This is a genomic window from Gordonia sp. NPDC062954 (assembly GCF_044543825.1).
Classification (GTDB): Bacteria; Actinomycetota; Actinomycetes; order Mycobacteriales; family Mycobacteriaceae; genus Gordonia; species Gordonia tangerina.
In genome coordinates this window covers 270,066-294,227 of the sequence record NZ_JBITWL010000001.1, presented here as the reverse complement: position 1 = coordinate 294,227, position 24,162 = coordinate 270,066, and the positions used below count along the sequence as shown (strand labels likewise).

Below are 24,162 nucleotides of genomic sequence, written 5' to 3'. Positions count from 1 at the left end.
GAGTCGTAGTCGGAAGTGGAGGAAGTCAGTGAAGACCAAGGGTGCGCTGCTGCGCGAGAACAACAAGCCGTGGGAGATCGAGGAGATCGAGATCGGTGATCCCCAGCGCAGCGAGATCAAGATCAGGATGGAAGCGGCCGGCATGTGCCACTCCGACCATCACCTGATGACCGGTGGTATCCCGATGGCGGGCTTCCCGATCCTGGGAGGCCACGAGGGCGCCGGTGTGGTCGAGGAGGTGGGGGAGGGCGTCACCGACTTCGAGGTCGGCGACCACGTGGTGCTCTCCTTCATCCCGTCGTGTGGAAAGTGCCCTTCGTGTAAGGCGGGTCTGGCCAACCTGTGCGACTTCGGTGCCATGCTGCTGCAGGGTGAGGCCGTCTCTGACAACACCTTCCGCATCCACACCGCCTCGGGTGAACCGGTCTATCCGATGACTCTGCTCGGTACGTTCTCGCCCTACATGGTGGTCCACGAGGCGTCCGCGGTGAAGATCGACAAGGACATCCCGTTCGAGGTCGCCGCGCTGTGCGGCTGCGGAATCCCGACCGGATACGGATCTTCGACCCGTAGCGGTGACGTCCGGCCCGGTGAGGATGTCGCCATCGTCGGCGTCGGGGGCGTGGGGACCGCGGCGTTGCAGGGTGCAGTCGTCTCCGGTGCGCGCAATGTGATCGCGATCGATCCCGTGGAGTGGAAACGCGAGCAGGCCATGAAGTTCGGTGCCACCCACGCGTTCGCCTCGGTCGAAGAGGCGGCGATGAGCATCGCCGAACTGACCAACGGGCACATGTGCCACAAGGTGATCGTCACCGTTGGCGAGGTACACGGCAAGGACGTCGACACCTGGATGGGCATCACCGCCAAGGCCGGCACCTGCGTCCTCACCGGCATGGGCAACATGATGGAGAGCGAGGTCACCCTGAACCTCGCGATGCTGACCCTGCTGCAGAAGAACTTGCAGGGCACCATCTTCGGTGGCGCCAACCCGAAGCTCGACATCCCGCAGCTGCTGTCGATGTATCGGATGGGCAAACTGAACATCGAGGACATGATCACCCGTCAGTACCGTCTGGACCAGATCAACGAGGGATACCAGGACATGCTCGACGGCAGGAACATCCGGGGTGTCATCCGCTACACCGACGAGGACCGCTGACGCGGTAGCGACAGAACGCGGCGGTACGCTGGCCGCTGTGTCGTCTCTGGATTCGTTAGCACAATGGCCGGTCGACAACGTTGCGGCCGCAATCATCACGCCGAGTGGGGTCACCGCGCAGTACGGGGACCCCACTCGCGTGTTCGAACTCGCCTCGGTCACCAAACTCCTGGTCGCGCAAGCCGTGCTGCTGGCGGTGGAGGAGGAGGCCGTGGCCCTCGACGACCCGGCAGGCCCGCCGGGCGCCACCATCGCGCATCTGTTGGCTCATGCCTCGGGGCTCGACTTCGCCAGTCGCGACGTCATTGCGCCCCTTGCGACGCAGCGCATCTATTCGAGCGCCGGGTTCGAAGTGCTCGCCGAGACGGTGGAGGCTGCGACCGGCATCGGCTTCGCGGAGTACCTGCGCCAGGCGGTCTGCGAGCCGTTGGGTATGTCGTCGACCCAATTGGCCGGGCCGGCCGGTCACGGCGCCCGATCGTGCGTTGCCGATCTCGCACGGTTCGCGGCGGATCTGCTGTCGCCCCGCCTGGTGTCTGCCGAGTCGGCGGCCCGGGCGGTATCGGTGCAGTTCCCGGGCCTGGACGGGTTCGTCCCGGGCTACGGAAAGCAGCGGCCCAACGATTGGGGCCTCGGATTCGAGATCCGGGGCCACAAGACGCCGCATTGGACCGGCGAGCAGAACTCGCCGCAGACATTCGGTCACTTCGGTCAGACCGGTACGTTCCTGTGGGTCGACCCCGAACTGCACGCAGCGTGCGTCGTGCTCGGCGACCGCGATTTCGGAGCCTGGGCCAAGCCGCTGTGGAGCGAGTTCAACGATTCGGTTGTCGACGAGATTCGGTCTCGATCTCGAACCTGAGAAAGCACACCAGAAACTGGCGCAACACGGGCACCATGGGGCACAATTGACCACACAAGTGTGATATCCGGATTCGCGAGGTGTGTTGGGGAAGACGTTCCTCGTCGAGACCGGAGGTGAAACAAGGTGCGCAATCTGAGTCAGTTTGCGGACATGACGACTGGAGTGGTGTATATCCACTCGGCGCCGGTGGCGCTGTGCCCGCATGTGGAGTGGGCTCTGTCGTCGACCCTGAATGCGCGGGCCAACCTGAAGTGGTCCGCGCAAGAGGCCGACCCCGGGACGCAACGTGCGACCGTTGACTGGACGGGGCCGGTCGGTACCGCCGCACGTCTGGTGACCGCTTTGCGCGAGTGGTCGGGCCTGCGGTTCGAGGTGACCGAGAACGCCAGTGACGGTGTCGACGGTGAACGCTTCTGCTACGTACCCGGACTAGGGCTGTGGCGCGGTTCGACGAGCGCCAACGGCGACGTCGTGATCGGCGAGATGCAGCTGCGTGCGCTCATCGAGCGTCAACCCGACAGTGTCGGACTCGCCGGCGAACTCGAGGCGGCGTTGGGCACTGCGTGGGATGACGCGCTGGAGGCCTATCGCATGGGTGGCGCCGGCGCCGAGGTGACCTGGTTGCAGCAGCGGGTGGGGTAGGCACACCTCTGCTGATCGAGTAGGTGACGAGCGGCAGCGAGGAGCCGTATCGAGATCTCCAGCTGGACAGGTGAACTCGATACGCGTTCTCGCTGTCGCTCGCCCGCTAATCGATCGTCGCTGGGGCGCTCCGGGGGATCGGGTTGGGCCGGGTCAGAGCGGGATGTTCTTGTGCCGCCCGCGACGCGCGGGGGCGGCGGCGAGCGCGTCGGCGATACGGCTGCGAGTGGTGGCCGGGTCGATGACATCGTCGACCACTCCGATCGACTGCGCGCGGCCGACACCGCCGGCGATGGCCTCGTGTTCAGCGGCGAGACGCTCGTGCAGGGCTTCACGCTCGTCGTCAGGCGCCGCGGCGAGGGCCTTCTTGTGCAGGATGCCGACGGCAGCTTTGGCACCCATGACGGCGACCTCGGAGCCCGGCCAGGCGAACACGGCCGTCGCGCCGAGCGCGCGGGAGTTCATCGCGATGTAGGCGCCGCCGTAGATCTTTCGGGTCACCAAGGTGACCCGGGGCACGGTGCATTCGGCGAACGCGTGCAGCAGTTTGGCGCCGCGGCGCACCACGCCGTTCCATTCCTGGCCGACGCCGGGCAGATAACCGGGGACGTCGGTGATGACCACCAGCGGAACGCCGAATGCATCGCACAGGCGCACGAACCGCGATGCCTTCTCCGCGCTCTCGGAATTCAGGCAACCGCCCATCCGCAGCGGATTGTTGGCGATCACACCGACGCTGCGGCCGGACAGTCGGCCGAACCCGACCACGATATTCGGTGCCCACTTGGCCTGCAGCTCTTCGAAACTGGAGATCTCGGTCTCGCCGTCGCCGGCGAGTTGTGTGTCGAGCAGATCCCGGAGGACCGGATGCACGTCGTATGCGCGCCGATTGGACTCGGGGAGAAGGGCTTTGAGATCAGTGTCGCCGGCGCGTGCCTGTTCGAGATCGAACTGGCCCTGCCGGCCGAAGGTGGATACGAGTCGGCGGGCCCGCCAGTATGCGTCGGGCTCGGAATCGGCCGTGATGTGGCTGACCCCGGATTTCTTACCGTGCGTCAGCGGCCCGCCGAGGGACTCCATGTCCACCGATTCGCCGGTGACACTCTTGACCACGTCGGGACCGGTGACGAACACCCGGCCCTCCGGGGCCATGATGACCACGTCGGTCAGCGCCGGACCATATGCAGCGCCACCGGCCGCGAAGCCGACGACCACCGAGATCTGTGGGATGTATCCCGACGCGCGAACCATCGCCTCGAAGACACCGCCCACGGCGTGCAGGGCCTCGACGCCTTCGGCCAATCGGGCACCGCCGGAATGCCAGATCCCCACGACGGGGGCCTGTTCGGCGATGGCGGTGTCGATCGCGTTGACGATGTGGGCACATCCCACCACACCCATGGCACCGCCCATCACGGTGCCATCGGTGCAATAGGAGACGGTGCGAATGCCGTCGACCGTGCCGATGGCTGCCTGCACACCTGATTTGTCGCGGGTGTGCAGCAGCGACATCGAGCCTTCGTCGAAGAAGTTGGTCAACCGCAACAGCGGATCACGGGGATCGGCTGTCTCCTCATGGCCGACGATGGGGGCCACTGTGGTCATCGCAGTCTCCTGTGGTGTCGGGAGGTCAGTAGCGACCGAAGGCGAGGGCGACGTTGTGCCCGCCGAATCCGAATGAGTTGTTCAACGCGTAGTCGATCTGCCCGTGACGGGCCTCACCGGCGACGACGTCGATGTCACATTCGGGATCCTGGTTCTCCAGGTTGAGCGTCGGCGGGATCACGCCTTCCTCGACACTCTTGATGGTGATCACGGACTCCAGCGCCCCGACTGCGCCGATGGAGTGTCCGAGAGCCGATTTCGGTGCGTACACCGCGGCCTGCTGCCCGATGGCGGCCTTGATGCCGGCAGCCTCGGCGGTGTCGCCGATCGGCGTGGACGTCGCGTGCGCGTTGATGTGGGTGATGTCGGTCTTGGTGAGACCGGCGGTCTGGATTGCCCGGGTCATCGCGCGTGCGTTGCCTTGGCCGCTGGGATCCGGAGCCACCAGATGGAACCCATCGGAGGTGATCCCGGCACCGAGCAGGCGCGCGTGAATGTGTGCGCCGCGAGCCTTGGCGTGCTCCTCGCGCTCGAGGATCAACATGGCGGCGCCCTCACCGAACACGAAGCCGTCGCGGTCCTTGTCGAACGGACGTGACGCACCCGCCGGATCGTCGTTGCGTGTGCTCATCGCCCGCATCATCGAGAACGCAGCGATCGGAATCGCGTCGATGTGACCTTCCACGCCACCGGTGACCACCATGTCGGCGTCGCCCATGACGATGTGCCGCCACGCGTGCGCGATGGCCTCGGCACCCGACGAGCAGGCTGACACCGGGGTGATCACACCGGCCCGTGCACCGACGTTGAGGCCGGTAACGGCCGCCGGGCCGTTGGGCATGGCCATCGAGACGGCCAACGGGGATACCTTGCGGTAGTTGCCGGAGGACTCGATCGCCTTCACCGCGTCGACCATCGCGTCACCGCCACCCTGACCGGTGCCGAGTACGACCGCGAGACGGTCGGGGTCGACCTCTGGCTCGCCAGCCTGAGCCCACAAGCGCTTGCTCATGACGTGGGCGATGCGCTCGACGTAGGCCATCCGGCGTGCTTCGACCCGGGTGACCTCATCAGCGGGATCTGCCAGCAGGCGTCCACCGACGCGGCACGGCAGTTCGCCGTACTTGGTGACGAAGTCGTCGGTGAGTTCGCGGATACCGGTCTTGCCGTCGAGCAGGCCTTGCCAGGTGGAGTCGAGGTCGACGCCGAGCGAGGTGGTGGCCACCATGGAGGTGACCACCACACTCGGGAAGTTCCCGCCCAGCGTGGAGTATTCGCGGAGGGACGGAGAACTCATCAGTTCTGGTCTGCCTCGACCTGGGCCTGGATGGCGGCAGCAGCCTCGGGGTTCTCGGCCTCGAGCTTCTGAATGTAGGCCACGGCGTCGCCGACGGTGCGCAGACCGGCGAGGTCCTCGTCGGGGATCTTGACGCCGTACTTGTCCTCGGTCTGCACCGCGATCTCGACCATCGACAGCGAGTCGATGTCCAGGTCGTCGACGAAGGACTTCTCCATGGTCACCTCGGACGGCTCGATGCCGGTGACTTCCTCGATGATCTCGGCGATGCCGGCAATGAGTTGTTCCTGAGTGGCGGCCACTGTGTGGCTCCCTTCTGTGTCGAACTTCTGGGTTGACCATCTGGGTCGACCCATGGGGTGACTGATCGGTGCTGATGCAGCTCCGGAGCACGCGCGGGCGCCTGCCCATGCGTGCTTGGACTACCGGGGGTCCGGTTATCCGGGGGTCACGGCGTCACGCCGCGACCGCTATCCAAGTTCGGTGATGGTGTCGAGGCCGTCGGGGTCCTTGAGCGCCGACGTCGGCGTTCCCTTCAGCTCTCGCTTGGCAATGCCCGCCAACGTGCCAGCCGGCGGCAGCTCGACGATGGCAGTGGTGGACTGCTCGCGCATGAAGGCCGAGCACAGGTCCCAGCGCACCGGCTTGGTCACCTGGGCGACCAGCTTGGTCAGCGCGTCCGCGCCGTCGGTGACCGGGCGGCCGTCGGAGTTGGACAGCAGGGTCCGCACCGGATCGGCAGGTGTGATGCTCGCCGCCGCCTCGGCGACGGCGTCCTGGGCCGGCGCCATGAATCGGGTGTGGAAAGCGCCGGCGACCGCGAGTTTGCGGATGCGCGCCTTGGCCGGCGGGGCGGCGATGAGTTCGTCGATCGCCTCGACCTTGCCCGCGGCGACGATCTGTCCGGCAGCGTTGCGGTTGGCCGGGATCAGATCGAGCTCGTCGAGGCGCGCGAGCACCTCGGCTTCGTCGCCGCCGAGGACCGCCGCCATGGTGGTGGGCTCCATCGCGCAGGCCTTCGCCATCTCCGCGCCGCGGATCGCCGCCAACGTGACCGCCTCGTCGGCGCTGATCACACCAGTGATCGCGGCAGCAGCGAGTTCACCGACCGAGTGGCCGGCGACGATGGCGTCGGGGGGCAGATCAGTGCGTTTGCGGTACTCGTCGAAGGCGAGCAACGCGGTGGCGACCACGAGCGGTTGCGTCACCGCGGTGTCGGTGATCTCCTCCGCGGTCGCGGTGGTTCCGAGCCGCTCGAGATCGAGTCCCGTCAGCTTCGACCACGTGGCGAGTTGGTCACGCGCACCCGCGAGTTCCAACCACGTGGTCAGCATCCCTGGTGTCTGAGAGCCCTGGCCGGGCGCAAGCATCGTGAGCACGTGACCAGAGAACACCGTCGGAGCCCATTTTGCGGGTGTTGAGGCCCATGAACCTTGTGGCTTTGATTTGTAGGGTTCCCACAAAGTTCATCGAAGGGGTACCTGGTTCGTCATCACTCCGAGATGCGTTATGAAACCGTGTCCTGATGACCTTGATCTGCGAAAACGCGAAAATCGGACTGTGGCTGATGTGACCTATGTGGCGTGAGAGGGTGATTCGTTTTGCAAGTGTGTCAATCGACCCACAGTGCCCGCGATCCTCAGTACATACGCGTCGCGGGGGTTTGTCGGATCGCGACCTGTGATTTCCGCAATTTTCTTCAGTCTGTAACGAACGGTATTTGGATGGATATACAGAAGGCGGGCGCAACTCTCGACCGATCCGCCGGAGTCGAGATACGCCTCCAGAGTCGCGTTCAACGTGCTTCCGCCTTTGGCCAACGGCTGTACCAACTGGTCGTTCAGCGCGGACATCGCCGTGGTGTCTCCGTTCAGGGCGCGCTCGGGCAGTAGTTCGAGGCTGTGCACGGGCCGAGGCGCATTGGGCCACCCCACCACGGCCGTGATCCCCGACATCGCCTCATCGGCGCTGGTGTGTGCACTGCCCAGGTTGGGCATGGTGGGGCCGATCACCACCGGGCCCTCGGCGAAGTGGGTGAGCAGCGCCGTCACGAACCGCTCGGTCGGCCGGATGCTGCCGCTGACGATGGCCACCAGGAACTTGCCCTGCACCACCGACAGCGCCGATCGGTCGAACTGTTTGGCCGTGTTGTGGATGGCCAACGGCACCGACACGTTCTGCTCCGGTGGGGGTATGCCGACGATGACGGTCGCCGGTGCGTCGGAGTCCCAGTTGAGGGCGGCGGCCCGCGAGAGCAACTGCGGTCCCGTGTCACCACGCACCACTGCGTCCACCACCAAGGCCTCCAGCCGGGAATCCCAGGCGCCGCGCGACTCGGCCGCCGAGGCGTAGATGGAGGCGGCGGCAAAGCCGATCTCACGGCCGTAGCGCAGCACCGATTCGGTCAGCGCACGTAGCTGCGCGTCGTTGCGGGCCAGCAGGGGCAGCCACTTCTCGAAGAATTCCATGGCCACGCGGACCATCTCGACGGTTTGCAGCAGGGTGATGCGCCGGGCCAGATCCTGTGGGACCACCTGGAAGGCCTGCACGGTGAACTTGACGTTGCCCTCGGGGTCCTGAATCCACTCGACAAAGTTGACCACCGCGGTCTGCACCACCAACTGCACGCTGGCCCGCTGGGCGGCATCGAGGTCACCGAAGTAGGGCAGCTGGTCCTGCATGGAATGCACGGCCTCGGTGGCCAGGCGACCGCTGTACTGTTTCACGCGCCGCAAGAGCGTGTCGGGAAGCGCATCGTGCACCGTCGCCGGTGCCGGGACGTGCGCCCCCCGTTCGCCGAATACGTCGGCCGGCGGTGGCTCAGGGTTCAGCGGAGCGTCGGTCACCACTTCAATCTATGCCCTCGGCCACGCACCGATCCGCAGACGGTGAGTGGCCGAGGACATCGATGGGCTGATCAGGCGACCCCGGGGTCGCTCGTCTGCTCGGGTGCGGCTGCCACATCGGTGATCTGGTAGCGATCGGCAGCTTCCTGGGCGACAGTGAACGGGATGTTGTTGTCGCGTGCCAGGCCGACCAACACCCCGACCACGATCGACTCCGCGTCGACGTTGAAGAACCGGCGTGCGGCCGGACGTGTGTCGGAGAAGCCGAACCCATCGGTTCCCAGGGTGAGATAGGTGCCCGGCACGTAGGCGCGGATCTGTTCCTGCACCGCGCGCATGAAATCGCTGACCGCGATCGTCGGGCCGACCGTCTGACCGAGCACCTCGGTCAGATACGGCTGTGGGTGCGCCGTGTTCGGTTCGCGGACACCGAGCCGGTCGGCCTCGACGCCGTCACGGGCCAGTTCGCTCCACGAGGTCACCGAATAGACGTTGGCGCCCACATCCCACTCGTCGGCGAGGATCTCGGCCGCGCGCAAGGCATCCGGCATGGTGACCCCGGACACCAGGATGTTGGCGTAGAACTTCTTGCCGTCGGGCGCCGGCTGGAACCGATAGATGCCCTTCAGCAGCCCGGCGACGTCGAGGTTTTCCGGCTGGGCCGGCTGCGAGATCGGCTCGTTGTAGACCGTCAGGTAGTAGTAGATGTTCTCTGGGTTCTCGCCGTACATACGCTGGAGGCCGTCGGCGACGATGTGGCCGAGCTCGAACGCGAAGGCCGGATCGTAGGAGACGACCGCTGGGTTGGTTGCGGCCAACAGCGGGGAATGACCGTCGGCGTGCTGCAGACCCTCACCGGTCAGCGTGGTGCGACCTGCCGTCGCGCCGATGACGAACCCGCGGGTCATCTGGTCACCTGCGGCCCAGAAGCTGTCGCCGGTGCGCTGGAAGCCGAACATCGAATAGAAGATGTAGAGCGGGATCATCGGTTCGTCGTGGGTGGAGTACGACGTGCCGACCGCGGTGAACGAGGCCGCCGACCCCGCCTCGTTGATGCCCTCGTGCAGGATCTGGCCGTCGGTGGCCTCTTTGTAGGCGAGCATCAGCTCCGCATCCACCGAGGTGTACAGCTGTCCGTTGCGGTTGTAGATCTTGAGTGTCGGGAACCACGAATCCATGCCGAAGGTACGTGCCTCGTCCGGAATGATCGGCACGATGCGGTCGCCGATCTCCTTGTCGCGCAGCAGGTCCTTGAAGATGCGGACCAGCGCCATGGTGGTGGCCACCTGTTGTTTGCCCGAGCCCTTGCCTGCGGTTTTGAGTGCCCGGCTCACGTCGGGTTTCAGGGCCTTTGACTTTGTCCGGCGGGCCGGCAACGAGCCGCCGAGCTGCTTGCGGCGGTCCAGCATGTACTGGATCTCCGGTGCATCCATCCCGGGGTGGTAGTAGGGCGGCAGATAGGGGTCCTTTTCCAGCTGCTCGTCGCTGATCGGGATTCGGGTGGAGTCGCGGAAGGCCTTCAGATCATCGAGGGTCAGCTTCTTCATCTGGTGCGTCGCGTTGCGCCCCTCGAAGTGCTTGCCCAGTGTGTAGCCCTTGATCGTATGGGCGAGGATCACCGTCGGCTGGCCCTTGTGGGCCATCGCCGAGGCGTAGGCGGCGTGGATCTTGCGGTAGTCGTGACCGCCCCGCTTGAGATTCCAGATGTCGGCATCGGAGAGGTCCTTGACCAGCTCCTTGGTGCGGGGATCCCGGTTGAAGAAGTGTTCGCGGACGAAGGCGCCGTCGTTGGCCTTGTAGGTCTGGAAGTCACCGTCGGGCGTGGTGTTCATCAGGTTGACCAGGGCGCCGTCGCGGTCGGCGTGGAACAGCGAGTCCCATTCGCGGCCCCACACCACCTTGATGACGTTCCAGCCGGCGCCGCGGAAGAACGATTCGAGCTCCTGGATGATCTTGCCGTTGCCACGGACCGGACCGTCGAGCCGCTGCAGGTTGCAGTTGATCACGAAGGTGAGGTTGTCGAGGCCCTCGGTCGCGGCGAAGCTGGCGAAGCCGCGGGACTCGGGCTCATCCATCTCCCCGTCGCCGAGGAACGCCCACACGTGCTGATCGGAGGTGTCCTTGATGCCCCGGTCGTGCAGGTAGTGATTGAAGCGCGCCTGATAGATGGCGTTCATCGGTCCGATGCCCATCGACACCGTCGGGAACTGCCAGAACTCCGGCATCAATCGTGGGTGCGGATACGAGGGCAGACCGCCACCCTCACCGGCGTGGCTGTGCTCCTGGCGGAACCCGTCCATCCGGTGTTCGTCGATGCGCCCTTCGAGGTATGCGCGAGCGTAGATGCCGGGGGAGGCGTGGCCCTGGATGAAGATCTGGTCGCCGCCGCCCGAATGATCGAGTCCGCGGAAGAAGTGGTTGAAGCCGACTTCGTAGAGGGCCGCCGACGACGCGTACGTGGAGATGTGACCGCCGACGCCGACACCGGGACGTTGGGCCCGATGCACCATGATCGCCGCGTTCCAGCGCAGCATGGCGCGGAACCGGCGCTCGACGTCCTCGTCCCCGGGGAACCAGGGTTCGCTCTCGGTCGGGATCGTGTTGACGTAGTCGGTCGAGGTCAGTGACGGGATGGACACGCGCTTCTCGCCTGCGCGTTCGAGCAGTCGCAGCATCAGGTACCGGGCGCGCCCGGGCCCGGCGTGATCGAGCATGTCGTCGAAGGACTCGAGCCATTCGGCGGTCTCGTCTGGGTCGATGTCGGGCAGGTACGAGGCGACCCCTTCACGGATCACCCGGACACGGTTACGACCATCGCCGTTGGCGCCCTCGGCCGGCTTCTGCGAGCCCGACTCCTTGGTCGTCGTGTGTTCTGCCTGTTCGGTCACTGTGATGCCTACTCCCTCGGTCGGCCGAACACGGTGGTGTCCGGCGTGCGATGACACGGGGCCGCTCCCATGATGTCGGGACCACGGCGTCCCCCTCTTATCGTGCCGCATGTCACTACGGTTGGCACCGGGTGGGCGAGGTTGTCGCCGGATGGCTGCCACCCGCTGCGACCTGCGGTAGCGTTTCGGTGTTTGTTACTGATGAGTCAGGAGAGCGATGCGGGGCGACGGTGATCGTGGGGTCACGCGCACGACGATGAGTCGGGTGCGTAGGTCGTCGATCGCGGTCGGGATCGTCGTCGCCGCGGGCTTCGGGACCGCGGGTTGCGCGACACCGATCGACGGCTCGGGTTCCGCCGCGCCCGGCCAGGTGGCCGCCTACCAGGCCGAATTGTCGGCCTCGGTGGCGTCGTCGATTCGGCAGGACGGCGTGGACCTGTGTCGGGAAGCCATGTCGTCGATGGTGGTGATGGTGCGCGGCTACAACGCGTTCGTCCAACGTCTCAGCGAGGTGCACAGCTACGACCGGGTGGGTGACCTCGACGACCGGGCGCGCGCCAGTCTGATCGCGGGTTCGGACGTGATCCGTGGGCATCTCTCGTCTGTCACACCCGAGGACGTGGCCGATCCGACCGCGCAGTTCCTCGACTCCACCGGACGACTCGGTGACGCCATCGCCAAGCGGCGGTTGACCGGCCTCAACCCGATCGCGGCGGAGTGGACGAAAGACAAGAACCTCGTGTTGGACAGGTGCGCGCAGTACCTACCGCTGCCGCCGACCTCCGACGCGTCGCCGGCTCCGGCGCCCGGGTCGGGTGCGCCGCAGACGGTTGCGCCCCCTTCGACGGCGCCATCGGCCCCGGCGACGCCATGACGGGTGACGACCTGGTGTCCGCATACCCCTGTTCGGGTTGCACCCCGAGCATTTAGGCTGTTCTCTAAGCTGACAGTCGAATACGCATTGGCAGGGAGGTCACACGCGGTGGTAGCCGCCACAGAGTCCAGCAGCGCTGGGGACAATAGCGCCCACAAGCTCGGATTCACGTCTGGCATGGTCGTGCAGGAACTCGGTTGGGATGAGGACACCGACGACGAGTTGCGGGCCGACATCGAGGACGTCATCGGTGAGGAAATGCTCGACGAGGACGCCCAGGAAGTGATCGACGTGGTCGTGCTCTGGTGGCGCGACGGTGACGGTGACCTCGTTGATGCGTTGATGGATGCGATCGGACCGCTGGCCGATGACGGGTACGTCTGGGTGTTCTCACCCAAGACCGGAACCGATGGTCACGTCGATCCCAGTGAGATCGCCGAGTCCGCACCGACTGCGGGGCTGACTCAGACCAATGTGCTCAGTCTGGGGAGATGGTCGGGATCACGGCTGGTTCAGCCCAAATCCCGTAAGCGCGCATGAGTAGCGAGGTCGCCGAACAGCCGACGTCGCCGCTGGAGGTGGGGGAGGCGGCCCCGGACTTCGAACTGCGTGATCAGAACAATCAGCGCGTCTCGCTGTCCCGGCTGCGTGCCGACGGGCAGGTGCTGCTGGTGTTCTTCCCGCTGGCGTTCACTGGCACGTGTCAGGGCGAACTGGGCTACATCCGAGATCATGAGCCGAGCTTTATCCACGAGGGGTTGCGGACCGTCGCGATCTCGGTGGGGCCGCCGCCGACGCACAAGGTGTGGTCCTCGGCGCAGGGGTTCTTGTTCCCGATCCTCTCGGACTTCTGGCCGCACGGCGAGGTCGCACGATCGTACGGGGCCTTCAACGAGGTCTCCGGGTACGCGAACCGGGCCACCTTCCTCGTGGATCGGGACGGCATCATCCGATTCAGCGACATGCTCGAGCCCGGGGAGGCGCGCGATTCTTCGCTGTGGGACAAAGCGTTGCTCGCCGTGGCCGAGGACGGAGCGGCCCCGTCGCCGCGGTGACGGGTCGGCCGGTTTGGGCTCTGAGGAGATACCCATTACATTCATGAGTTGGCGTCGGCCGGTGGGTAACCCTGCCGGATCGTCACACGCGCGTATAGCTCAGCGGTAGAGCTCTGGTCTTACACACCAGCGGTCAGGGGTTCGAATCCCTTTGCGCGCACCACCGCGGATGTGTCGTCGAGCGGTCGTGTGAAAAGGGCGCCGCGGGCAGCGCGCCGGAACCTTAAGAGCCGCGCCGGGACTCGCCGAGATGTCGAATGAATTGATGAAGGTCCGGCGCGCCCGACACTCGATCCGCGGACGTTGTACGAGACTTTCCACGTGCGAATGATCAACGCGCGGCGCGCGATTGTCGCAGCAGGCAGCGCAGCGCTCGGGGTCGGCATCGTCGGGAGCGCGACGCTCGGGAGTTCGCTGCTCCCGGCTCTGCTGTTCGCCAGCTGATCCATCCGCGAGGCCGCGCCGAGTGGGTTGCCTCAGGAGGTATGTTGCGACACCTCCGCGACAGCGCCGGGCTTACTCGCAGGCGACCCCATCACCGTCGCCGTCGAGTGCGGCGCGGTACCCCGGCTGACCAAGCCGCAACGGCGTGGCCCCCGCGGCACGCGCTGCCGCGCAGTTCGGGAAGTAGGAGGCCGGCGCGACCCGGTCGGTCTTCGTCGGCGGGGGCGATGCCGTCTCTGATGTCGGGATCGCGGTGCCGGAACAGGCCGTGAGCACCCGTGTCATCGCGTCCTTCTCCGCCGGCGTCACCCAGAGCCGATACAGCGACTTCACCTCGATCTGGCGGGATACGTAGGTACATCGGTAGCTCTTGTTCGGCGGCAGCCAGGTGGCCGCGTCCCCGTCGCTTTTGCGTTGGTTCGCCGACCCGGCTACTGCCTGCAGGTTTCGCGGGTCGTTCGCGAAGTCACGCCGCCGATCGGCGTCGAGTTGCTGCGCTCCCTTCTGCCACGCATCCGACAGGGCGACAACATGGTCGATCTGGACCTGAGCGGAGGTGTCCGGACCACGGGTGAAGGAGATCGTCTGACGGGTGTACGGGTCGTCGAGCGTGCCGGCGAGAACCACACAGCCGCGGGTGTCGGGTTTCAGCGCGACGTCGGTGAGGTCGCGGCGCAGGATGTCGTTGCGGGTGTCGCAGCCGTTGTGGCCGTCGGTGACGCTCACGTCGTCTGACCATGATTGTCCGAACTGCTCGCGTTCGTATCCGGTCCTGGGTGCCCGACCCTTCACCGCCAGGGTGTCCAACGTCGTCAGGGAGCGTCGGACGGCTTCCGACTGTCCGGCGGGCGGTGCGGTGGTCTCCGGGGCAGGGGAGACCGACCGGGCTGCGGAACCGCTTGCGGGCGCACTCGGCACGGTCGAGCCCACTGCCGTGCGGTCGCCGCCGGCGGTGGTGTCGTCGGCATCGGGCAGCGCGCTGACCACCACGAGTCCGAGGGCAGCCACGAGAAGAACCCCGAGCAGCAGCCAGGTTCGTCGTCGGATCGGTGTCGTCTTCGGCATCGGCGCTTTCGTGTCACAGGCGGTCGGCTGACAGCATGTCACGGGCCGCCGACAGCGTCGGAAGGTGTGCGTCGGGTGCGCATGCGAGCGGGCTGCGGAACAGTGCGAAACGCGTTCGCGCAGTTGATCAGATGCTTCATCCGTTGTTCATCCGGCGCTGTTCGACCGGTGCCGGATCGCCCGGTAGCGTCGAGGGCGCCGACGGATCGATCGTTGCACTCGCCCCGGACGATCCCGAGGACGCACCACCTTTGTCGACATCCCGTACCTGCGGGACTCCGGGGGTGGTGTCAGACAACTCACCGCGCCCCGACCGCTCACCCGCGGCCGGGGCGCTGTGGATTCACCGGCCTCGCAGGCGTCCCGTCACAACCGTCGCCGCCAGCTCGTCAGACGACGCCACCGAGGTCAGCAGACCGTGCTCCGACAGCGCTTCGGCGGTCAGTCCCGCCTGCGCCGCGCCGGTTTCGATCAGGACGTGACCACCCGGGCGTAGCCATTCGCCCGCCGCAGCAGCGATCCGGCGGTGATGGTCGACGCCGTCTGCCCCGCCGTCGAGGGCTTGCCGCGGCTCGTGGTCACGTGCTTCGGGAGGCATGTGGGCGATCTCGGCGGTCGGTACGTACGGGGCGTTCACGACGATGCTGTCGACGGTGCCGCGCAACGCCGCGGGCAGCGGGTCGAACAGGTCACCGCAGAATATTCGGCCACCGAGCGGTTCGATGTTGCGGGCCGCGCAGCGCACCGCAGCCGGATCGATATCGCAGGCATACAACCGGATGTCAGAGACCTCGCGCGCCACCACGAGACCGATCGCACCGGTCCCGCAGCACATGTCCACCACCGACGAACCGGCCCGGGTGACCGCGACGGTCTGTCGGACCAACCACTCGGTGCGTCGGCGTGGGACGAACACCGCGGCATCGACGAACACGGTCTGCCCACAGAAGGTCATCTGGCCGAGCACCACCTCGAGCGGTTCTCCGGTCACGCGGCGAGCAATCCAGGCGGCGAGCTGGGTCTCGTTGTCGGCATGGGCCAGCAACAGTTGTGCTTCCTCCTCGGCGAACACACAACCGGCAGTACGCAATCGTTGCGTGGTCTGCGCCAGCAACGCGGGCGGGTCGGCGACGTTCATGATCGTTCGGCGGCGTCGGCCGCGCGCAGGTATCGTGCCGCGACGTCGTCGTGATAGCGGGCGACCGCCCGACATTCGTCGATGAGTTCGGGCGGCTCCAGGATGGTGAAGTCGGCGTCGAAGGCGCGCAACCAGCGCGCGATGCTGACCAGAGATGTACTGAAAAGCACCAATTCGCAGCTGTTCTCGTCTCCGGCCTCGATGGTGCCCCACTCGTCGTGCACCATGGCGGCAACAGTGGCCAGCGGCGCGTGGACACGTACGCGCGCCGACGCGCGTCGATACACCGCCCCGAGGCTCCGGGACAAGTATCCGGTGGCACCGCCCTCTGGGAGCTCACGCGGGACGAAGCGCGGACCGGTCGGTGTCTTCGGTTCCATGCGGTCGACCCGGAATGATCGCCAGTCGTCGCGCCCGAGATCCCAACCGATCAGGTACCACCGCAGCCCGCTGCGAACCAGCCGGTACGGCTCGACCTCGCGTCGGCTCTCGGTTCCGTCGCCGCGTCGGTAGTCGAATCGCAGGCGTTCGGTGCGGTGGCACGCGGTGGCGATGTCGGTGAGGGTCGCACCGGAGACGGGATTTCGGGTCTCGCGTGGCACGGCCTCCATGGTGAGCGCATCGAGCCGGTGGCGCAGTCGTGACGGCATCACCTGACGGAGCTTCGCGAGTGCGCCTGCCGATGCCTCGGCCATGTCGCTGACCGACCCGGTGGTGATCTCGTTGAGGCCGAGCGCCACCGCGAGCACCTCCTGATCGTCGAGCAGCAGTGGCGGCATCTCCGCCCCCGCGCCGAGTCGATAGCCGCCCCCGACACCGACGGTGGCGTCGACCGGGTAACCGAGCTCGCGGAGTTTGTCGATGTCACGGCGCACCGTGCGAGTGGTGATGTGCAGCCGGTCGGCGAGCTCAGAACCCGACCAGTCGCGGCGGGTCTGCAACAGGCTCAGCAACGCCAACAGGCGGGCGGAGGTCTCCAACATGTGACCATACTGCCGTCTTTTGCGGACAGGCGTTGACCGCATTGGTCGGCGCGGTCGACACCGTTGCGCCCCGATCGACTCCGTCCGTCGAATGACGATTCTCTCGATATCGCCATCGCCGTGTGCGAAAATCGACGTGGAGCCCGACCCGAACGGTGTGGCAGCCCGCAGCCGGGTCAGGTGGACCAATTGTTTTGTGTCAGTAACGAAATGATCAGTCGGCTCTTGTTGAATCCCTGCCGGTCCACAATCAGCGGTCTGATTCTCGAGGATCTCCAGGAGCACAATCATGACCGCACATCTCAAGAAGCTGGCAGCAGGGGTAGGGCTCGCAGCGGCAGCGGCGCTGGCCGTCGCGCCCACCGCGTCGGCGGCACCCACAACGCATGAGGCAGCAACGATCGAAGTGCCCGAGATCCCGGTGCCGATCCTGCCCGTGCCGCTGCTGCCGGTGCCGTTGTTGCCGGTGCCGCTGGTGCCGATCTTCCCGATCCCGGACGCACCCAAGACGGTGTGCATCACGATCGTGTGCGTGCCGGTGGGGTGAGTCCGGCTTCAGCGGGCGCGTGAGTGGCCGGTGACTCTCAACCCACGTCGACGGTGAGCTCGGCGCCCGTGCGTGCGACCACATCATCGACGCTCACGCCGGCAGCGACTTCGGTGAGCAGCAGCGTGCCGTCGCCCATCACGTCGATCACCGCGAGATCGGTGATGATCCTGTTGACGACACCCGCGCCGGTGAGGGGCAGCGTGCAGGTATCGAGGATCTTGGGGTCACCGTTGCGGGTCGTGTGTTCCATGAGCACGATGACCCGAGCCGCGCCGTGAACGAGGTCCATCGCGCCGCCCATGCCCTTGACCATCTTGCCGGGCACCATCCAGTTCGCCAGGTCGCCGGTGCGCGAGACCTGCATCCCACCGAGCACCGCGGTGTCGATGTGGCCGCCGCGGATCATCCCGAACGAGATCGCCGAATCGAAGAATGCCGCACCGGATCTGACGGTGACGGTCTCCTTGCCGGCGTTGATGAGGTCGGCGTCGACGGCGTCCTCGGTCGGGTACCCGCCGGTGCCCAGGATGCCGTTCTCGGAGTGCAGCGTCACGTGGATGTCGGCGGGGAGGTGATCCGGGATCAGTGTGGGCAGCCCGATGCCGAGGTTGACGTACTCGCCGTCGATCATCTCGGCGGCGGCGCGTGCGGCCATCTGCCGCCGAGTCCAGCCGGTCACGGTGGTGGTCATCAGGCGGCTCCTTCGGTGGTGCTGATCGTGCGTTTCTCGATGCGCTTGTCCTGAGGTCCGGTGTGCACGATCCGCTGCACGAACACCCCCGGCAGATGCACGTCGGCGGGGTCGATCGTGCCCGGCTCGACGAGCTCCTCGACCTGCGCGATGGTGATGCGGCCGGCCATCGCTGCGAGGGGATTGAAATTCATCGCGGTCTTGTCGAACACGAGATTGCCGTGGGTGTCGCCGACACGCGCATGCACGAGCGCGAAGTCGGCGTGGATGCCCGCTTCGAGTACATACCGTTTGCCGCCGAACACCCGCGTCTCCTTCGGCGGTGACGCGACGGCGATCGTGCCGTCGGTGGCGTAGCGCCACGGCATGCCGCCGTCGGCGATGGGCGTCCCCACCCCAGCCGGTGTGTAGAAAGCCGGAACTCCGTTGCCGCCGGCGCGCAGTCGTTCGGCGAGAGTGCCTTGCGGGGTGAGCTCGACCTCGAGTTCGCCGGCCAGGTACTGACGCGCGAACTCCTTGTTCTCGCCGACGTAGGACGCAGTGACGCGGCGGATTCGGCCCAATGACAACAGGATGCCCAGCCCGTGGTCGTCCACCCCGCAGTTGTTGGAATAGACCTCGAGGTCGGTGGCGCCGGATTCGGCGACTGCCTCGATGAGCTTGTCGGGTATCCCACACAGCCCGAAGCCCCCGACAGCGAGCGTGCTGCCGCTGACGATGTCGGCGATCGCCTCGCCCACCGTAGTGCTCACCTGTGTTGCCATGACACCTCCACCGCGCTTGCGTTCGTTCAATGAACGCGAAAGTTACTGGGTGGTGAGTCTGCTCATCTGCACGTCATGCCGCAATCTTTCGTCCAGATATCGCGCCTATTGCTCGACAGATGATCTTGGTGGACGTAACGCGTTCATTATATGAACGCTATTGTCGAGCCCATGTCCAGTGCATCCGGTAACCAGGTGATCGACCGCGCCGCGGCGTTGTTGCGTGCTGTGGCCGCCACCGAAACGGGTGGTGCCACCACCTCCGAGCTGGCGCGCGCCACCGATCTGGCCCGGCCCACCGCGCATCGTCTGCTGACTGCGCTCGCCCAGCAGGGGATGGTCGATCGGGACAGCACCAGCGGGATGTGGTCGCTGGGCCCCGAGCTGTACCTGCTGGGTGCGGGCGCCGCGCAGCGCTATGACATCACCGCGGCGGCGTCCGACATCGTGGAGCGTCTGGCCCGCGACACCGGTGAGAGTGCGTTTCTCTCGGCTCGGCGCGGTGACGAGACAGTGTGTGTGCTGAGCCGCGAGGGCAGCTTCCCACTGCGCTCACATGTGCTGTATGTGGGCATCCGGTTTCCGCTCGGCGTGGCCACCGCGGGCCTGGCCATCCTGAGTCACCTACCGGATCGGGAGGTGAACGAGTACTTCTCCCGCAGCGCACTCGAATCTTACTGGGGGGACGAGCATTCCGAGAACGAAGTGCGCAGGCGGATCGCCCGCACCCGTCGCGACGGGTATGCCACCAACCCGGCGCTGCTGGTGGAGGGGAGCTGGGGACTGGGGGCCGCGGTGTTCGATCGGGCCGGACGGCCCGCCTGGGCGTTGAGTGTGACCGGCGTGCAGACGAGGTTCGGCCGTGACCGCCGAGCGATGATGGGCGAGTTGCTCCTCGATCAGGCGCAGGCGTTGTCGGTCCGCCTGCAGAACCGCGGTTGACTCCCCGGCGGCTACTCGCGCGCCCCGAGATTCAGTTCGTCCGGATGGGCCCCCACGCGGGTGCCCGTGTCCAGTTCGGCGATAGCGGCCAGGTCGTCGGCGCCCAACTCGAAGTCGAGGACGTCGATGTTCTGCGCGATGCGCTTGTCGTGCACAGACTTGGGGATCGCGATCACGCCGTTCTGCAGATGCCAGCGGATCATCACCTGGGCCGCCGATCGGCCGTACCGTTCGCCGATGCGGGTCAGGGTCGGGTCGGTCAGCAGGGTGTTGGGCGACGAGTCGGTACCCCAGCCGGCGCCGCTGCCGCCCAACGGGCTCCACGCCTCGACGGCGATGCCGCGTGATTTGCAGTAGTCGCGCAGTTCGCGCTGGGCCAACCGCGGATGCAACTCGATCTGGTTGACGGCGGGCACCACACCGGTCGCGTCGATGATGGCGTCGAGGTGATGGGGTTCGAAATTCGACACACCGATCGACAGTGCCTTACCGGTATCGCGGAGCTCGGCCATCGCGCCCCAGGTCTCGATCATCCGTTCGCGGTTCTGCAGCGGCCAGTGGATCAGATACAGATCGACGTGGTCGAGGCCGAGACGCGCCAAGCTGGCGTCGAGCGCTGCGTGTGTCCGGTCGCGGCCGTGGTCGGCGTTCCAGAGCTTCGTCGTGACGAACACATCCGATCGGTCGACGCCGGAGCCGGCGATGCCCCGTCCGACTGCGGCCTCGTTGCCGTAGGCGGCCGCGGTGTCGATGTGCCGGTACCCGGCCCCGCCGATGGCGTAGCCGACCGCGTGCTCGGTGTCGGCGTCATCGGCCTGCCACACGCCGAGGCCGAGCTGAGGGATCAGCGTGCCAGTGGACAACTCGATGGTCGGGACGTCGGTGCTCATCACTTCAGGCTAGTGTTCCCGCGCGGGACGCCAGGCACATGACTGCGAGATCACGACGAACCCAAGCGCGGATGGGTGAGGAAGAACTGCCAGATCAGCTCGGTGGCCGACACCGTGTCGCCGACGCTGCCGGTGCTGTGGCCGGGGATCGGCGCCGGCCAGCGATGGGTTCCGCCACCCAGTCGGTAGTGCACCACCGCGGCCTCCGGACGTGCACACAGCGGCCACGAGATCCGGTCGACGGCGCGGTTCATCGGCACCACCAGCGGTGCGTCCACGCAGCCTGCGCGCTGGGTCCACCGTCGTAGCCAACTCGAGGTCGAGAGGTAGGAAGCACCGAGTTTCGTACCGCCTCGATAGGCGATCGTGCGGTCGGCGGTGCCGTGGAAGTCGATCAGCGAGATGGCCGGGCCATGGGCGCACCCGGCCACGGCCTGCTGATATACCGCCGCCCCGACGGTCGCGAAGCCGGCGAAGTCCGCGGGAAGCCGACAGGCCAGCATCGCCACGAGCCCACCGCCGTTGGACCGGCCGATCGCATACGTGCGACCGCGATCCACGCAGAACCGTGACCGCAGGTCGCGCAGCATGGCGCGGGTGAATCCGACATCATCGGCCCGCGGCGACGAATAGGGTGCGCCCTGCCACGCCGACGCGCCACCCCGGCCGGGAACGGCGACCGGATACACCACCACCGCCGGCAGACCCGAGAGGCCGGTGTAGCGCTCGAAGGCAGCGGCGCGTTCGGCTCGCCCGTGGTAGGCGAGGATCAGCGGCACCGGCACCGTGCCGGGATAGAACGCGGGAACGTGCACACGAAATCGGCGCGTCACACCACCCACCGACACCGACCGCACCATGCTCGACCCCGGTCGCACAGAGTTCCCGGCGCATCCGGACACCGGGTGGACGGCTGCGTGGTGGCCGTGCGGCGCAGGAGCGTCGAACGGTGGTAGGGGCGTTGCGGTCACTGCGGGGGCGAGGCTCGCACCCAGTCCCGAGGCGAGGATGAGACCTAACCAGACGACGGAGAGGCGCCGCCGGATGCGACGTCGGGAGCCGGGCATCGCCACAGAGTACGGCGCGGTTCGGTGGCATCGGGTGGTGTTGGCCGGACGCGGTTTCCCTTCCCGCGAGTGCCGGATCTGGAATCCTTGGCTGGTGCTCCGAGGCAAAGCGTCCCATGCCGCCCGACCCGCCGCGCGCTCGACCACAGTGTTGTCGGCCATCGTCGTTGTCGCCGTGATACTTCTCCTCGGGACAATCGCACCGCCCGCCGGTGCAGCGCCGGCGCGTCTACCGAGCACGTTCGCGTGGGGCGTGTCATCGAGCGGATTCCAGAGCGAAGGGTCGTCGCCCGACAGCAACTGGCGGCGCCACACCCACTCGGGCCGCACGCACGACCGGGTCGGGACATCGGTTGACTTTCGGCACCGCTACCGCGAGGACATCGCACGTGCCGCCCGGCTGGGTGTCGGCGTCTACCGCATCGGAGTGGAATGGGCGCGCATCGAGCCGCGGCCGGGCGTGATCGACCACGACGAGCTGGCCTACTACGACGATGTGGTCGCCGCGATCGTCGCCGCCGGCATGCGCCCGATGATCACGCTGGACCACTGGGTGTATCCCGGCTGGATCGCCGACCGAGGTGGGTGGGCCGACCCGGCCACACGCGAGTACTGGCTGCGCAACGCGCGGCGCGTGGTGAACCGCTACGACCGGTTCCACCCCTATTGGATCACCATCAACGAACCGTTCACCTACGTGACCAACGAGCTGCGCATCGGGGGGATCACGCCTGCAGCCGTCCCGACGATGGTCGACGGTCTCGTCGACGTGCATCGGGCGATCTACCGCTACATCCACCGCCGCGACCCGAACGCCATGGTGTCGTCGAATGTCGCCTACATTCCCACGGTGGAGCCGGCTCTCGACATCGCTTACCTCGATCGGCTCCGCGGCGCCCTCGACTTCATCGGGATCGACTATTACTACTCGGTGTCGCCGGGTGACACGAATGCTTGGCGTGCGGCGACCGAGGAACAGTGGCTGGCCCCCGTTGCGGCCGACGGTCTCTACTACGCGCTGCGTGACTATGCCCGGCGCTTCCCGGGCATCCCGCTGTATGTGGTGGAGTCGGGTATGCCCACACGCGACGGCGCCGACCGGCCGGACGGGTATCGGCGTGGGGACCATCTGCGCGATCTCGTCTACTGGCTGCAACGGGCCCGCGGCGACGGCGTCGACGTCATCGGGTACAACTACTGGAGTCTCACCGACAACTACGAGTGGGGAAGCTACACACCGAGGTTCGGGCTCTACACGGTGGACGTGGGGACCGACCCGACACTGACCCGCCGGCCGACGGATGCGGTCGAGGCCTACCGGCGGATCACGGCCGCCAACGGGGTTCCGGCCGAGTACCGGCCGACCCGCAGCGCCGAGGTCTGTTCGCTGGTCGCGGCGCCCTCGAGTTGCCTGGAACCGGTTCGATGACAGACCTTTCGATGACAGACCCTTCGATGACCAAGGAGGCCACCCATGGCCAAGACCGTGTTGCCCGCGGAGCCCATCGTCGACGCGCTCATCGCGCAGTGGCAGACGTTGGACGATGTGGTGTCTGCGCTGAGCGACGAACAATGGTCGGCGGACTCGATACTGCCGGGCTGGTCGATCGCCGACATCGTGGCGCACGTGATCGGAACCGAGAGCATCCTCGAGGGGCGCGACGTAACCGCCGCCCGCGACGTCAGTGCACTCGAGCATGTCCGCAATCCCATCGGTGAACTCAACGAACGATGGCTCGACCACTATCGGGAATCGCCGCGTGCGGATGTGATGGAGGCGTTCCGGGAGATCGTCGGTGTCCGCACCGAACATCTGCGTGCGATGACACAAGAGCAGTTCGACTCCGACGCGCTCACCCCCGCCGGCCAGGACACGTATGGGCGATTCATGCGCATCAGGGTCTTCGACTGCTGGATGCACGAGATCGACCTACGCGACAGCACCGGTGGGTCGGCCCCCTCGGACGAGGGGCCGGCCGGTGTGGCACTCGACGAGATCGCCGCGTCGCTGCCGTTCGTGGTCGGGAAGCGAGCCGCGACTCCCAAGGGCAGCTGCGTGCTGTTCGTGCTCGAGGGCCTCGCGGCCCGGCGCATCCGGATCTACGTCGATGACCGGGCTGCCAAGGTCGATCAGTTCCCGGACGGCGACGACTCCGCCGACGTCACGCTGACCGTCGATTCGATCGACCTCGCCCGGTTGGCCGGCGGACGGACAAGTGCGGACCCGAGCCGGGTCGCGATCGCCGGGGACGACGAGATCGGTCGAGCCATAGTCGGCGCCCTCAACTACGTGATCTGACGCTCGGGAGCGCGTCGTATGCGAACGTGTGTGCGAGGCAGGTTTCGAGTTCGGAATCCGAAGGTTCACTGTCGAGAACCCGGTGTCGTCTGAACGGA

The 24,162-nt window shown here is 66.6% G+C and carries 24 protein-coding genes and 1 tRNA gene; 12 read left to right on the top strand and 13 right to left on the bottom strand.

Features of this window, described 5'->3' with window-relative positions:
* The first annotated feature begins 28 nt into the window (after nucleotides 1-28).
* The 3 genes from ACIGKQ_RS01350 to ACIGKQ_RS01340 all read left to right on the top strand — a co-directional run bounded on the left by ACIGKQ_RS01350 (nucleotide 29) and on the right by ACIGKQ_RS01340 (nucleotide 2,666).
* On the top strand, nucleotides 29-1,159 hold the full coding sequence (locus ACIGKQ_RS01350; protein ID WP_266062900.1) for an NDMA-dependent alcohol dehydrogenase: 1,131 nt from the start codon (nucleotides 29-31) through the stop codon (nucleotides 1,157-1,159).
* Between the two features lie 37 nt (nucleotides 1,160-1,196).
* Nucleotides 1,197-2,021: a serine hydrolase domain-containing protein gene (locus tag ACIGKQ_RS01345; RefSeq protein ID WP_396572021.1), complete on the top strand. Its 825-nt coding sequence runs from the start codon at nucleotides 1,197-1,199 to the stop codon at nucleotides 2,019-2,021.
* A 126-nt stretch (nucleotides 2,022-2,147) separates the two neighbouring features.
* Nucleotides 2,148-2,666 carry a DUF3145 domain-containing protein gene (locus ACIGKQ_RS01340; protein ID WP_266062903.1) on the top strand — a complete coding sequence of 173 codons (519 nt, stop codon included), beginning with the start codon at nucleotides 2,148-2,150 and terminating at the stop codon, nucleotides 2,664-2,666.
* A gap of 153 nt (nucleotides 2,667-2,819) precedes the next feature.
* Here ACIGKQ_RS01340 and ACIGKQ_RS01335 read toward each other — a convergent pair whose 3' ends face one another.
* The 6 genes from ACIGKQ_RS01335 to aceE all read right to left on the bottom strand — a co-directional run bounded on the left by ACIGKQ_RS01335 (nucleotide 2,820) and on the right by aceE (nucleotide 11,302).
* On the bottom strand, nucleotides 2,820-4,271 hold the full coding sequence (locus ACIGKQ_RS01335; protein ID WP_287016778.1) for an acyl-CoA carboxylase subunit beta: 1,452 nt from the start codon (nucleotides 4,269-4,271) through the stop codon (nucleotides 2,820-2,822).
* Nucleotides 4,272-4,296: 25 nt separating this feature from the next.
* Nucleotides 4,297-5,568 carry a KasA/KasB family beta-ketoacyl-ACP synthase gene (locus tag ACIGKQ_RS01330; protein ID WP_235722708.1) on the bottom strand — a complete coding sequence of 424 codons (1,272 nt, stop codon included), beginning with the start codon at nucleotides 5,566-5,568 and terminating at the stop codon, nucleotides 4,297-4,299.
* On the bottom strand, nucleotides 5,568-5,870 hold the full coding sequence (gene acpM, locus ACIGKQ_RS01325; RefSeq protein WP_160901079.1) for a meromycolate extension acyl carrier protein AcpM: 303 nt from the start codon (nucleotides 5,868-5,870) through the stop codon (nucleotides 5,568-5,570). The genes ACIGKQ_RS01330 and acpM overlap by 1 nt, the downstream gene beginning before the upstream one ends.
* 168 nt (nucleotides 5,871-6,038) lie before the next feature.
* A complete protein-coding gene (locus tag ACIGKQ_RS01320; protein WP_266062908.1) occupies nucleotides 6,039-6,947 on the bottom strand; it encodes an ACP S-malonyltransferase in 909 nt (302 codons plus the stop codon).
* A gap of 195 nt (nucleotides 6,948-7,142) precedes the next feature.
* Nucleotides 7,143-8,414 carry a CdaR family transcriptional regulator gene (locus ACIGKQ_RS01315; protein ID WP_235722710.1) on the bottom strand — a complete coding sequence of 424 codons (1,272 nt, stop codon included), beginning with the start codon at nucleotides 8,412-8,414 and terminating at the stop codon, nucleotides 7,143-7,145.
* A gap of 71 nt (nucleotides 8,415-8,485) precedes the next feature.
* Complete coding sequence (gene aceE, locus ACIGKQ_RS01310; RefSeq protein ID WP_266062909.1) at nucleotides 8,486-11,302, bottom strand: pyruvate dehydrogenase (acetyl-transferring), homodimeric type; 2,817 nt, start codon at nucleotides 11,300-11,302, stop codon at nucleotides 8,486-8,488.
* A gap of 256 nt (nucleotides 11,303-11,558) precedes the next feature.
* Between aceE and ACIGKQ_RS01305 the strand changes: the two genes are divergently transcribed.
* The 5 genes from ACIGKQ_RS01305 (at nucleotide 11,559) to ACIGKQ_RS01285 (ending at nucleotide 13,675) form a co-directional block, all read left to right on the top strand.
* The gene (locus tag ACIGKQ_RS01305; RefSeq protein WP_235722794.1) at nucleotides 11,559-12,176 is read left to right on the top strand and encodes a hypothetical protein; all 618 of its coding nucleotides are present in this window, start codon (nucleotides 11,559-11,561) and stop codon (nucleotides 12,174-12,176) included.
* Nucleotides 12,177-12,284: 108 nt separating this feature from the next.
* Nucleotides 12,285-12,716: a DUF3052 domain-containing protein gene (locus ACIGKQ_RS01300; protein WP_160901083.1), complete on the top strand. Its 432-nt coding sequence runs from the start codon at nucleotides 12,285-12,287 to the stop codon at nucleotides 12,714-12,716.
* Nucleotides 12,713-13,231 (top strand): peroxiredoxin, encoded by a 519-nt coding sequence (locus ACIGKQ_RS01295; RefSeq protein ID WP_235722713.1) that lies wholly within the window; start codon nucleotides 12,713-12,715, stop codon nucleotides 13,229-13,231. The genes ACIGKQ_RS01300 and ACIGKQ_RS01295 overlap by 4 nt, the downstream gene beginning before the upstream one ends.
* Nucleotides 13,232-13,319: 88 nt before the next feature.
* Nucleotides 13,320-13,394: transfer RNA gene (locus tag ACIGKQ_RS01290), tRNA-Val, on the top strand.
* Between the two features lie 158 nt (nucleotides 13,395-13,552).
* Nucleotides 13,553-13,675 (top strand): hypothetical protein, encoded by a 123-nt coding sequence (locus tag ACIGKQ_RS01285; RefSeq protein WP_266062913.1) that lies wholly within the window; start codon nucleotides 13,553-13,555, stop codon nucleotides 13,673-13,675.
* Between the two features lie 72 nt (nucleotides 13,676-13,747).
* Here ACIGKQ_RS01285 and ACIGKQ_RS01280 read toward each other — a convergent pair whose 3' ends face one another.
* The 3 genes from ACIGKQ_RS01280 to ACIGKQ_RS01270 form a co-directional block, all read right to left on the bottom strand.
* Entirely contained in the window at nucleotides 13,748-14,740 is a 993-nt protein-coding gene (locus ACIGKQ_RS01280) for a DUF1524 domain-containing protein (protein ID WP_235722714.1), read from the bottom strand.
* Nucleotides 14,741-15,083: 343 nt separating this feature from the next.
* Entirely contained in the window at nucleotides 15,084-15,878 is a 795-nt protein-coding gene (locus ACIGKQ_RS01275; protein ID WP_396572017.1) for a putative protein N(5)-glutamine methyltransferase, read from the bottom strand.
* Entirely contained in the window at nucleotides 15,875-16,861 is a 987-nt protein-coding gene (locus ACIGKQ_RS01270; RefSeq protein WP_235722716.1) for a YafY family protein, read from the bottom strand. Before ACIGKQ_RS01270 ends, ACIGKQ_RS01275 begins: the two co-directional genes overlap by 4 nt.
* A gap of 289 nt (nucleotides 16,862-17,150) precedes the next feature.
* Here ACIGKQ_RS01270 and ACIGKQ_RS01265 point away from each other — a divergent pair, with 289 nt between their 5' ends.
* A complete protein-coding gene (locus tag ACIGKQ_RS01265) occupies nucleotides 17,151-17,408 on the top strand; it encodes a hypothetical protein (protein ID WP_235722717.1) in 258 nt (85 codons plus the stop codon).
* A 37-nt stretch (nucleotides 17,409-17,445) separates the two neighbouring features.
* Here the strand turns inward: ACIGKQ_RS01265 and ACIGKQ_RS01260 are convergent, their stop codons facing one another.
* Both ACIGKQ_RS01260 and ACIGKQ_RS01255 read right to left on the bottom strand, forming a co-directional pair.
* Nucleotides 17,446-18,102 carry a 3-oxoacid CoA-transferase subunit B gene (locus ACIGKQ_RS01260; protein ID WP_235722718.1) on the bottom strand — a complete coding sequence of 219 codons (657 nt, stop codon included), beginning with the start codon at nucleotides 18,100-18,102 and terminating at the stop codon, nucleotides 17,446-17,448.
* Nucleotides 18,102-18,866, bottom strand: coding sequence for a CoA transferase subunit A (locus tag ACIGKQ_RS01255; RefSeq protein WP_235722719.1), 765 nt, complete (start codon nucleotides 18,864-18,866; stop codon nucleotides 18,102-18,104). Before ACIGKQ_RS01255 ends, ACIGKQ_RS01260 begins: the two co-directional genes overlap by 1 nt.
* A gap of 171 nt (nucleotides 18,867-19,037) precedes the next feature.
* On the opposite strand from ACIGKQ_RS01255, the gene ACIGKQ_RS01250 reads away from it, so the two are divergent.
* Nucleotides 19,038-19,808, top strand: a complete 771-nt coding sequence (locus ACIGKQ_RS01250) for an IclR family transcriptional regulator (protein WP_396572015.1) — start codon at nucleotides 19,038-19,040, stop codon at nucleotides 19,806-19,808.
* A gap of 11 nt (nucleotides 19,809-19,819) precedes the next feature.
* Here the strand turns inward: ACIGKQ_RS01250 and ACIGKQ_RS01245 are convergent, their stop codons facing one another.
* Both ACIGKQ_RS01245 and ACIGKQ_RS01240 read right to left on the bottom strand, forming a co-directional pair.
* Nucleotides 19,820-20,698 carry an aldo/keto reductase gene (locus ACIGKQ_RS01245; protein ID WP_396572013.1) on the bottom strand — a complete coding sequence of 293 codons (879 nt, stop codon included), beginning with the start codon at nucleotides 20,696-20,698 and terminating at the stop codon, nucleotides 19,820-19,822.
* Between the two features lie 50 nt (nucleotides 20,699-20,748).
* The gene (locus tag ACIGKQ_RS01240; RefSeq protein ID WP_396572012.1) at nucleotides 20,749-21,546 is read right to left on the bottom strand and encodes an alpha/beta hydrolase family esterase; all 798 of its coding nucleotides are present in this window, start codon (nucleotides 21,544-21,546) and stop codon (nucleotides 20,749-20,751) included.
* A gap of 196 nt (nucleotides 21,547-21,742) precedes the next feature.
* Between ACIGKQ_RS01240 and ACIGKQ_RS01235 the strand changes: the two genes are divergently transcribed.
* Both ACIGKQ_RS01235 and ACIGKQ_RS01230 read left to right on the top strand, forming a co-directional pair.
* Nucleotides 21,743-23,194, top strand: coding sequence for a family 1 glycosylhydrolase (locus ACIGKQ_RS01235; RefSeq protein WP_396572010.1), 1,452 nt, complete (start codon nucleotides 21,743-21,745; stop codon nucleotides 23,192-23,194).
* Between the two features lie 45 nt (nucleotides 23,195-23,239).
* Nucleotides 23,240-24,064 carry a maleylpyruvate isomerase family mycothiol-dependent enzyme gene (locus ACIGKQ_RS01230; protein ID WP_235722724.1) on the top strand — a complete coding sequence of 275 codons (825 nt, stop codon included), beginning with the start codon at nucleotides 23,240-23,242 and terminating at the stop codon, nucleotides 24,062-24,064.
* Nucleotides 24,065-24,162: the final 98 nt, after the last annotated feature.

Excerpts from the sequence above, each read along its gene's own strand:
- ACIGKQ_RS01335 (WP_287016778.1), bottom strand. The coding sequence starts at position 4,271 with ATGACCACAGTGGCCCCCATCGTCGGCCATGAGGAGACAGCCGATCCC.
- ACIGKQ_RS01330 (WP_235722708.1), bottom strand. The coding sequence starts at position 5,568 with ATGAGTTCTCCGTCCCTCCGCGAATACTCCACGCTGGGCGGGAACTTC.
- ACIGKQ_RS01305 (WP_235722794.1), top strand. The coding sequence starts at position 11,559 with ATGAGTCGGGTGCGTAGGTCGTCGATCGCGGTCGGGATCGTCGTCGCC.
- ACIGKQ_RS01295 (WP_235722713.1), top strand. The coding sequence starts at position 12,713 with ATGAGTAGCGAGGTCGCCGAACAGCCGACGTCGCCGCTGGAGGTGGGG.
- ACIGKQ_RS01280 (WP_235722714.1), bottom strand. The coding sequence starts at position 14,740 with ATGCCGAAGACGACACCGATCCGACGACGAACCTGGCTGCTGCTCGGG.
- ACIGKQ_RS01275 (WP_396572017.1), bottom strand. The coding sequence starts at position 15,878 with ATGAACGTCGCCGACCCGCCCGCGTTGCTGGCGCAGACCACGCAACGA.
- ACIGKQ_RS01270 (WP_235722716.1), bottom strand. The coding sequence starts at position 16,861 with ATGTTGGAGACCTCCGCCCGCCTGTTGGCGTTGCTGAGCCTGTTGCAG.
- ACIGKQ_RS01265 (WP_235722717.1), top strand. The coding sequence starts at position 17,151 with ATGACCGCACATCTCAAGAAGCTGGCAGCAGGGGTAGGGCTCGCAGCG.
- ACIGKQ_RS01260 (WP_235722718.1), bottom strand. The coding sequence starts at position 18,102 with ATGACCACCACCGTGACCGGCTGGACTCGGCGGCAGATGGCCGCACGC.
- ACIGKQ_RS01255 (WP_235722719.1), bottom strand. The coding sequence starts at position 18,866 with ATGGCAACACAGGTGAGCACTACGGTGGGCGAGGCGATCGCCGACATC.
- ACIGKQ_RS01250 (WP_396572015.1), top strand. The coding sequence starts at position 19,038 with ATGTCCAGTGCATCCGGTAACCAGGTGATCGACCGCGCCGCGGCGTTG.
- ACIGKQ_RS01245 (WP_396572013.1), bottom strand. The coding sequence starts at position 20,698 with ATGAGCACCGACGTCCCGACCATCGAGTTGTCCACTGGCACGCTGATC.
- ACIGKQ_RS01235 (WP_396572010.1), top strand. The coding sequence starts at position 21,743 with ATGCGACGTCGGGAGCCGGGCATCGCCACAGAGTACGGCGCGGTTCGG.
- ACIGKQ_RS01230 (WP_235722724.1), top strand. The coding sequence starts at position 23,240 with ATGGCCAAGACCGTGTTGCCCGCGGAGCCCATCGTCGACGCGCTCATC.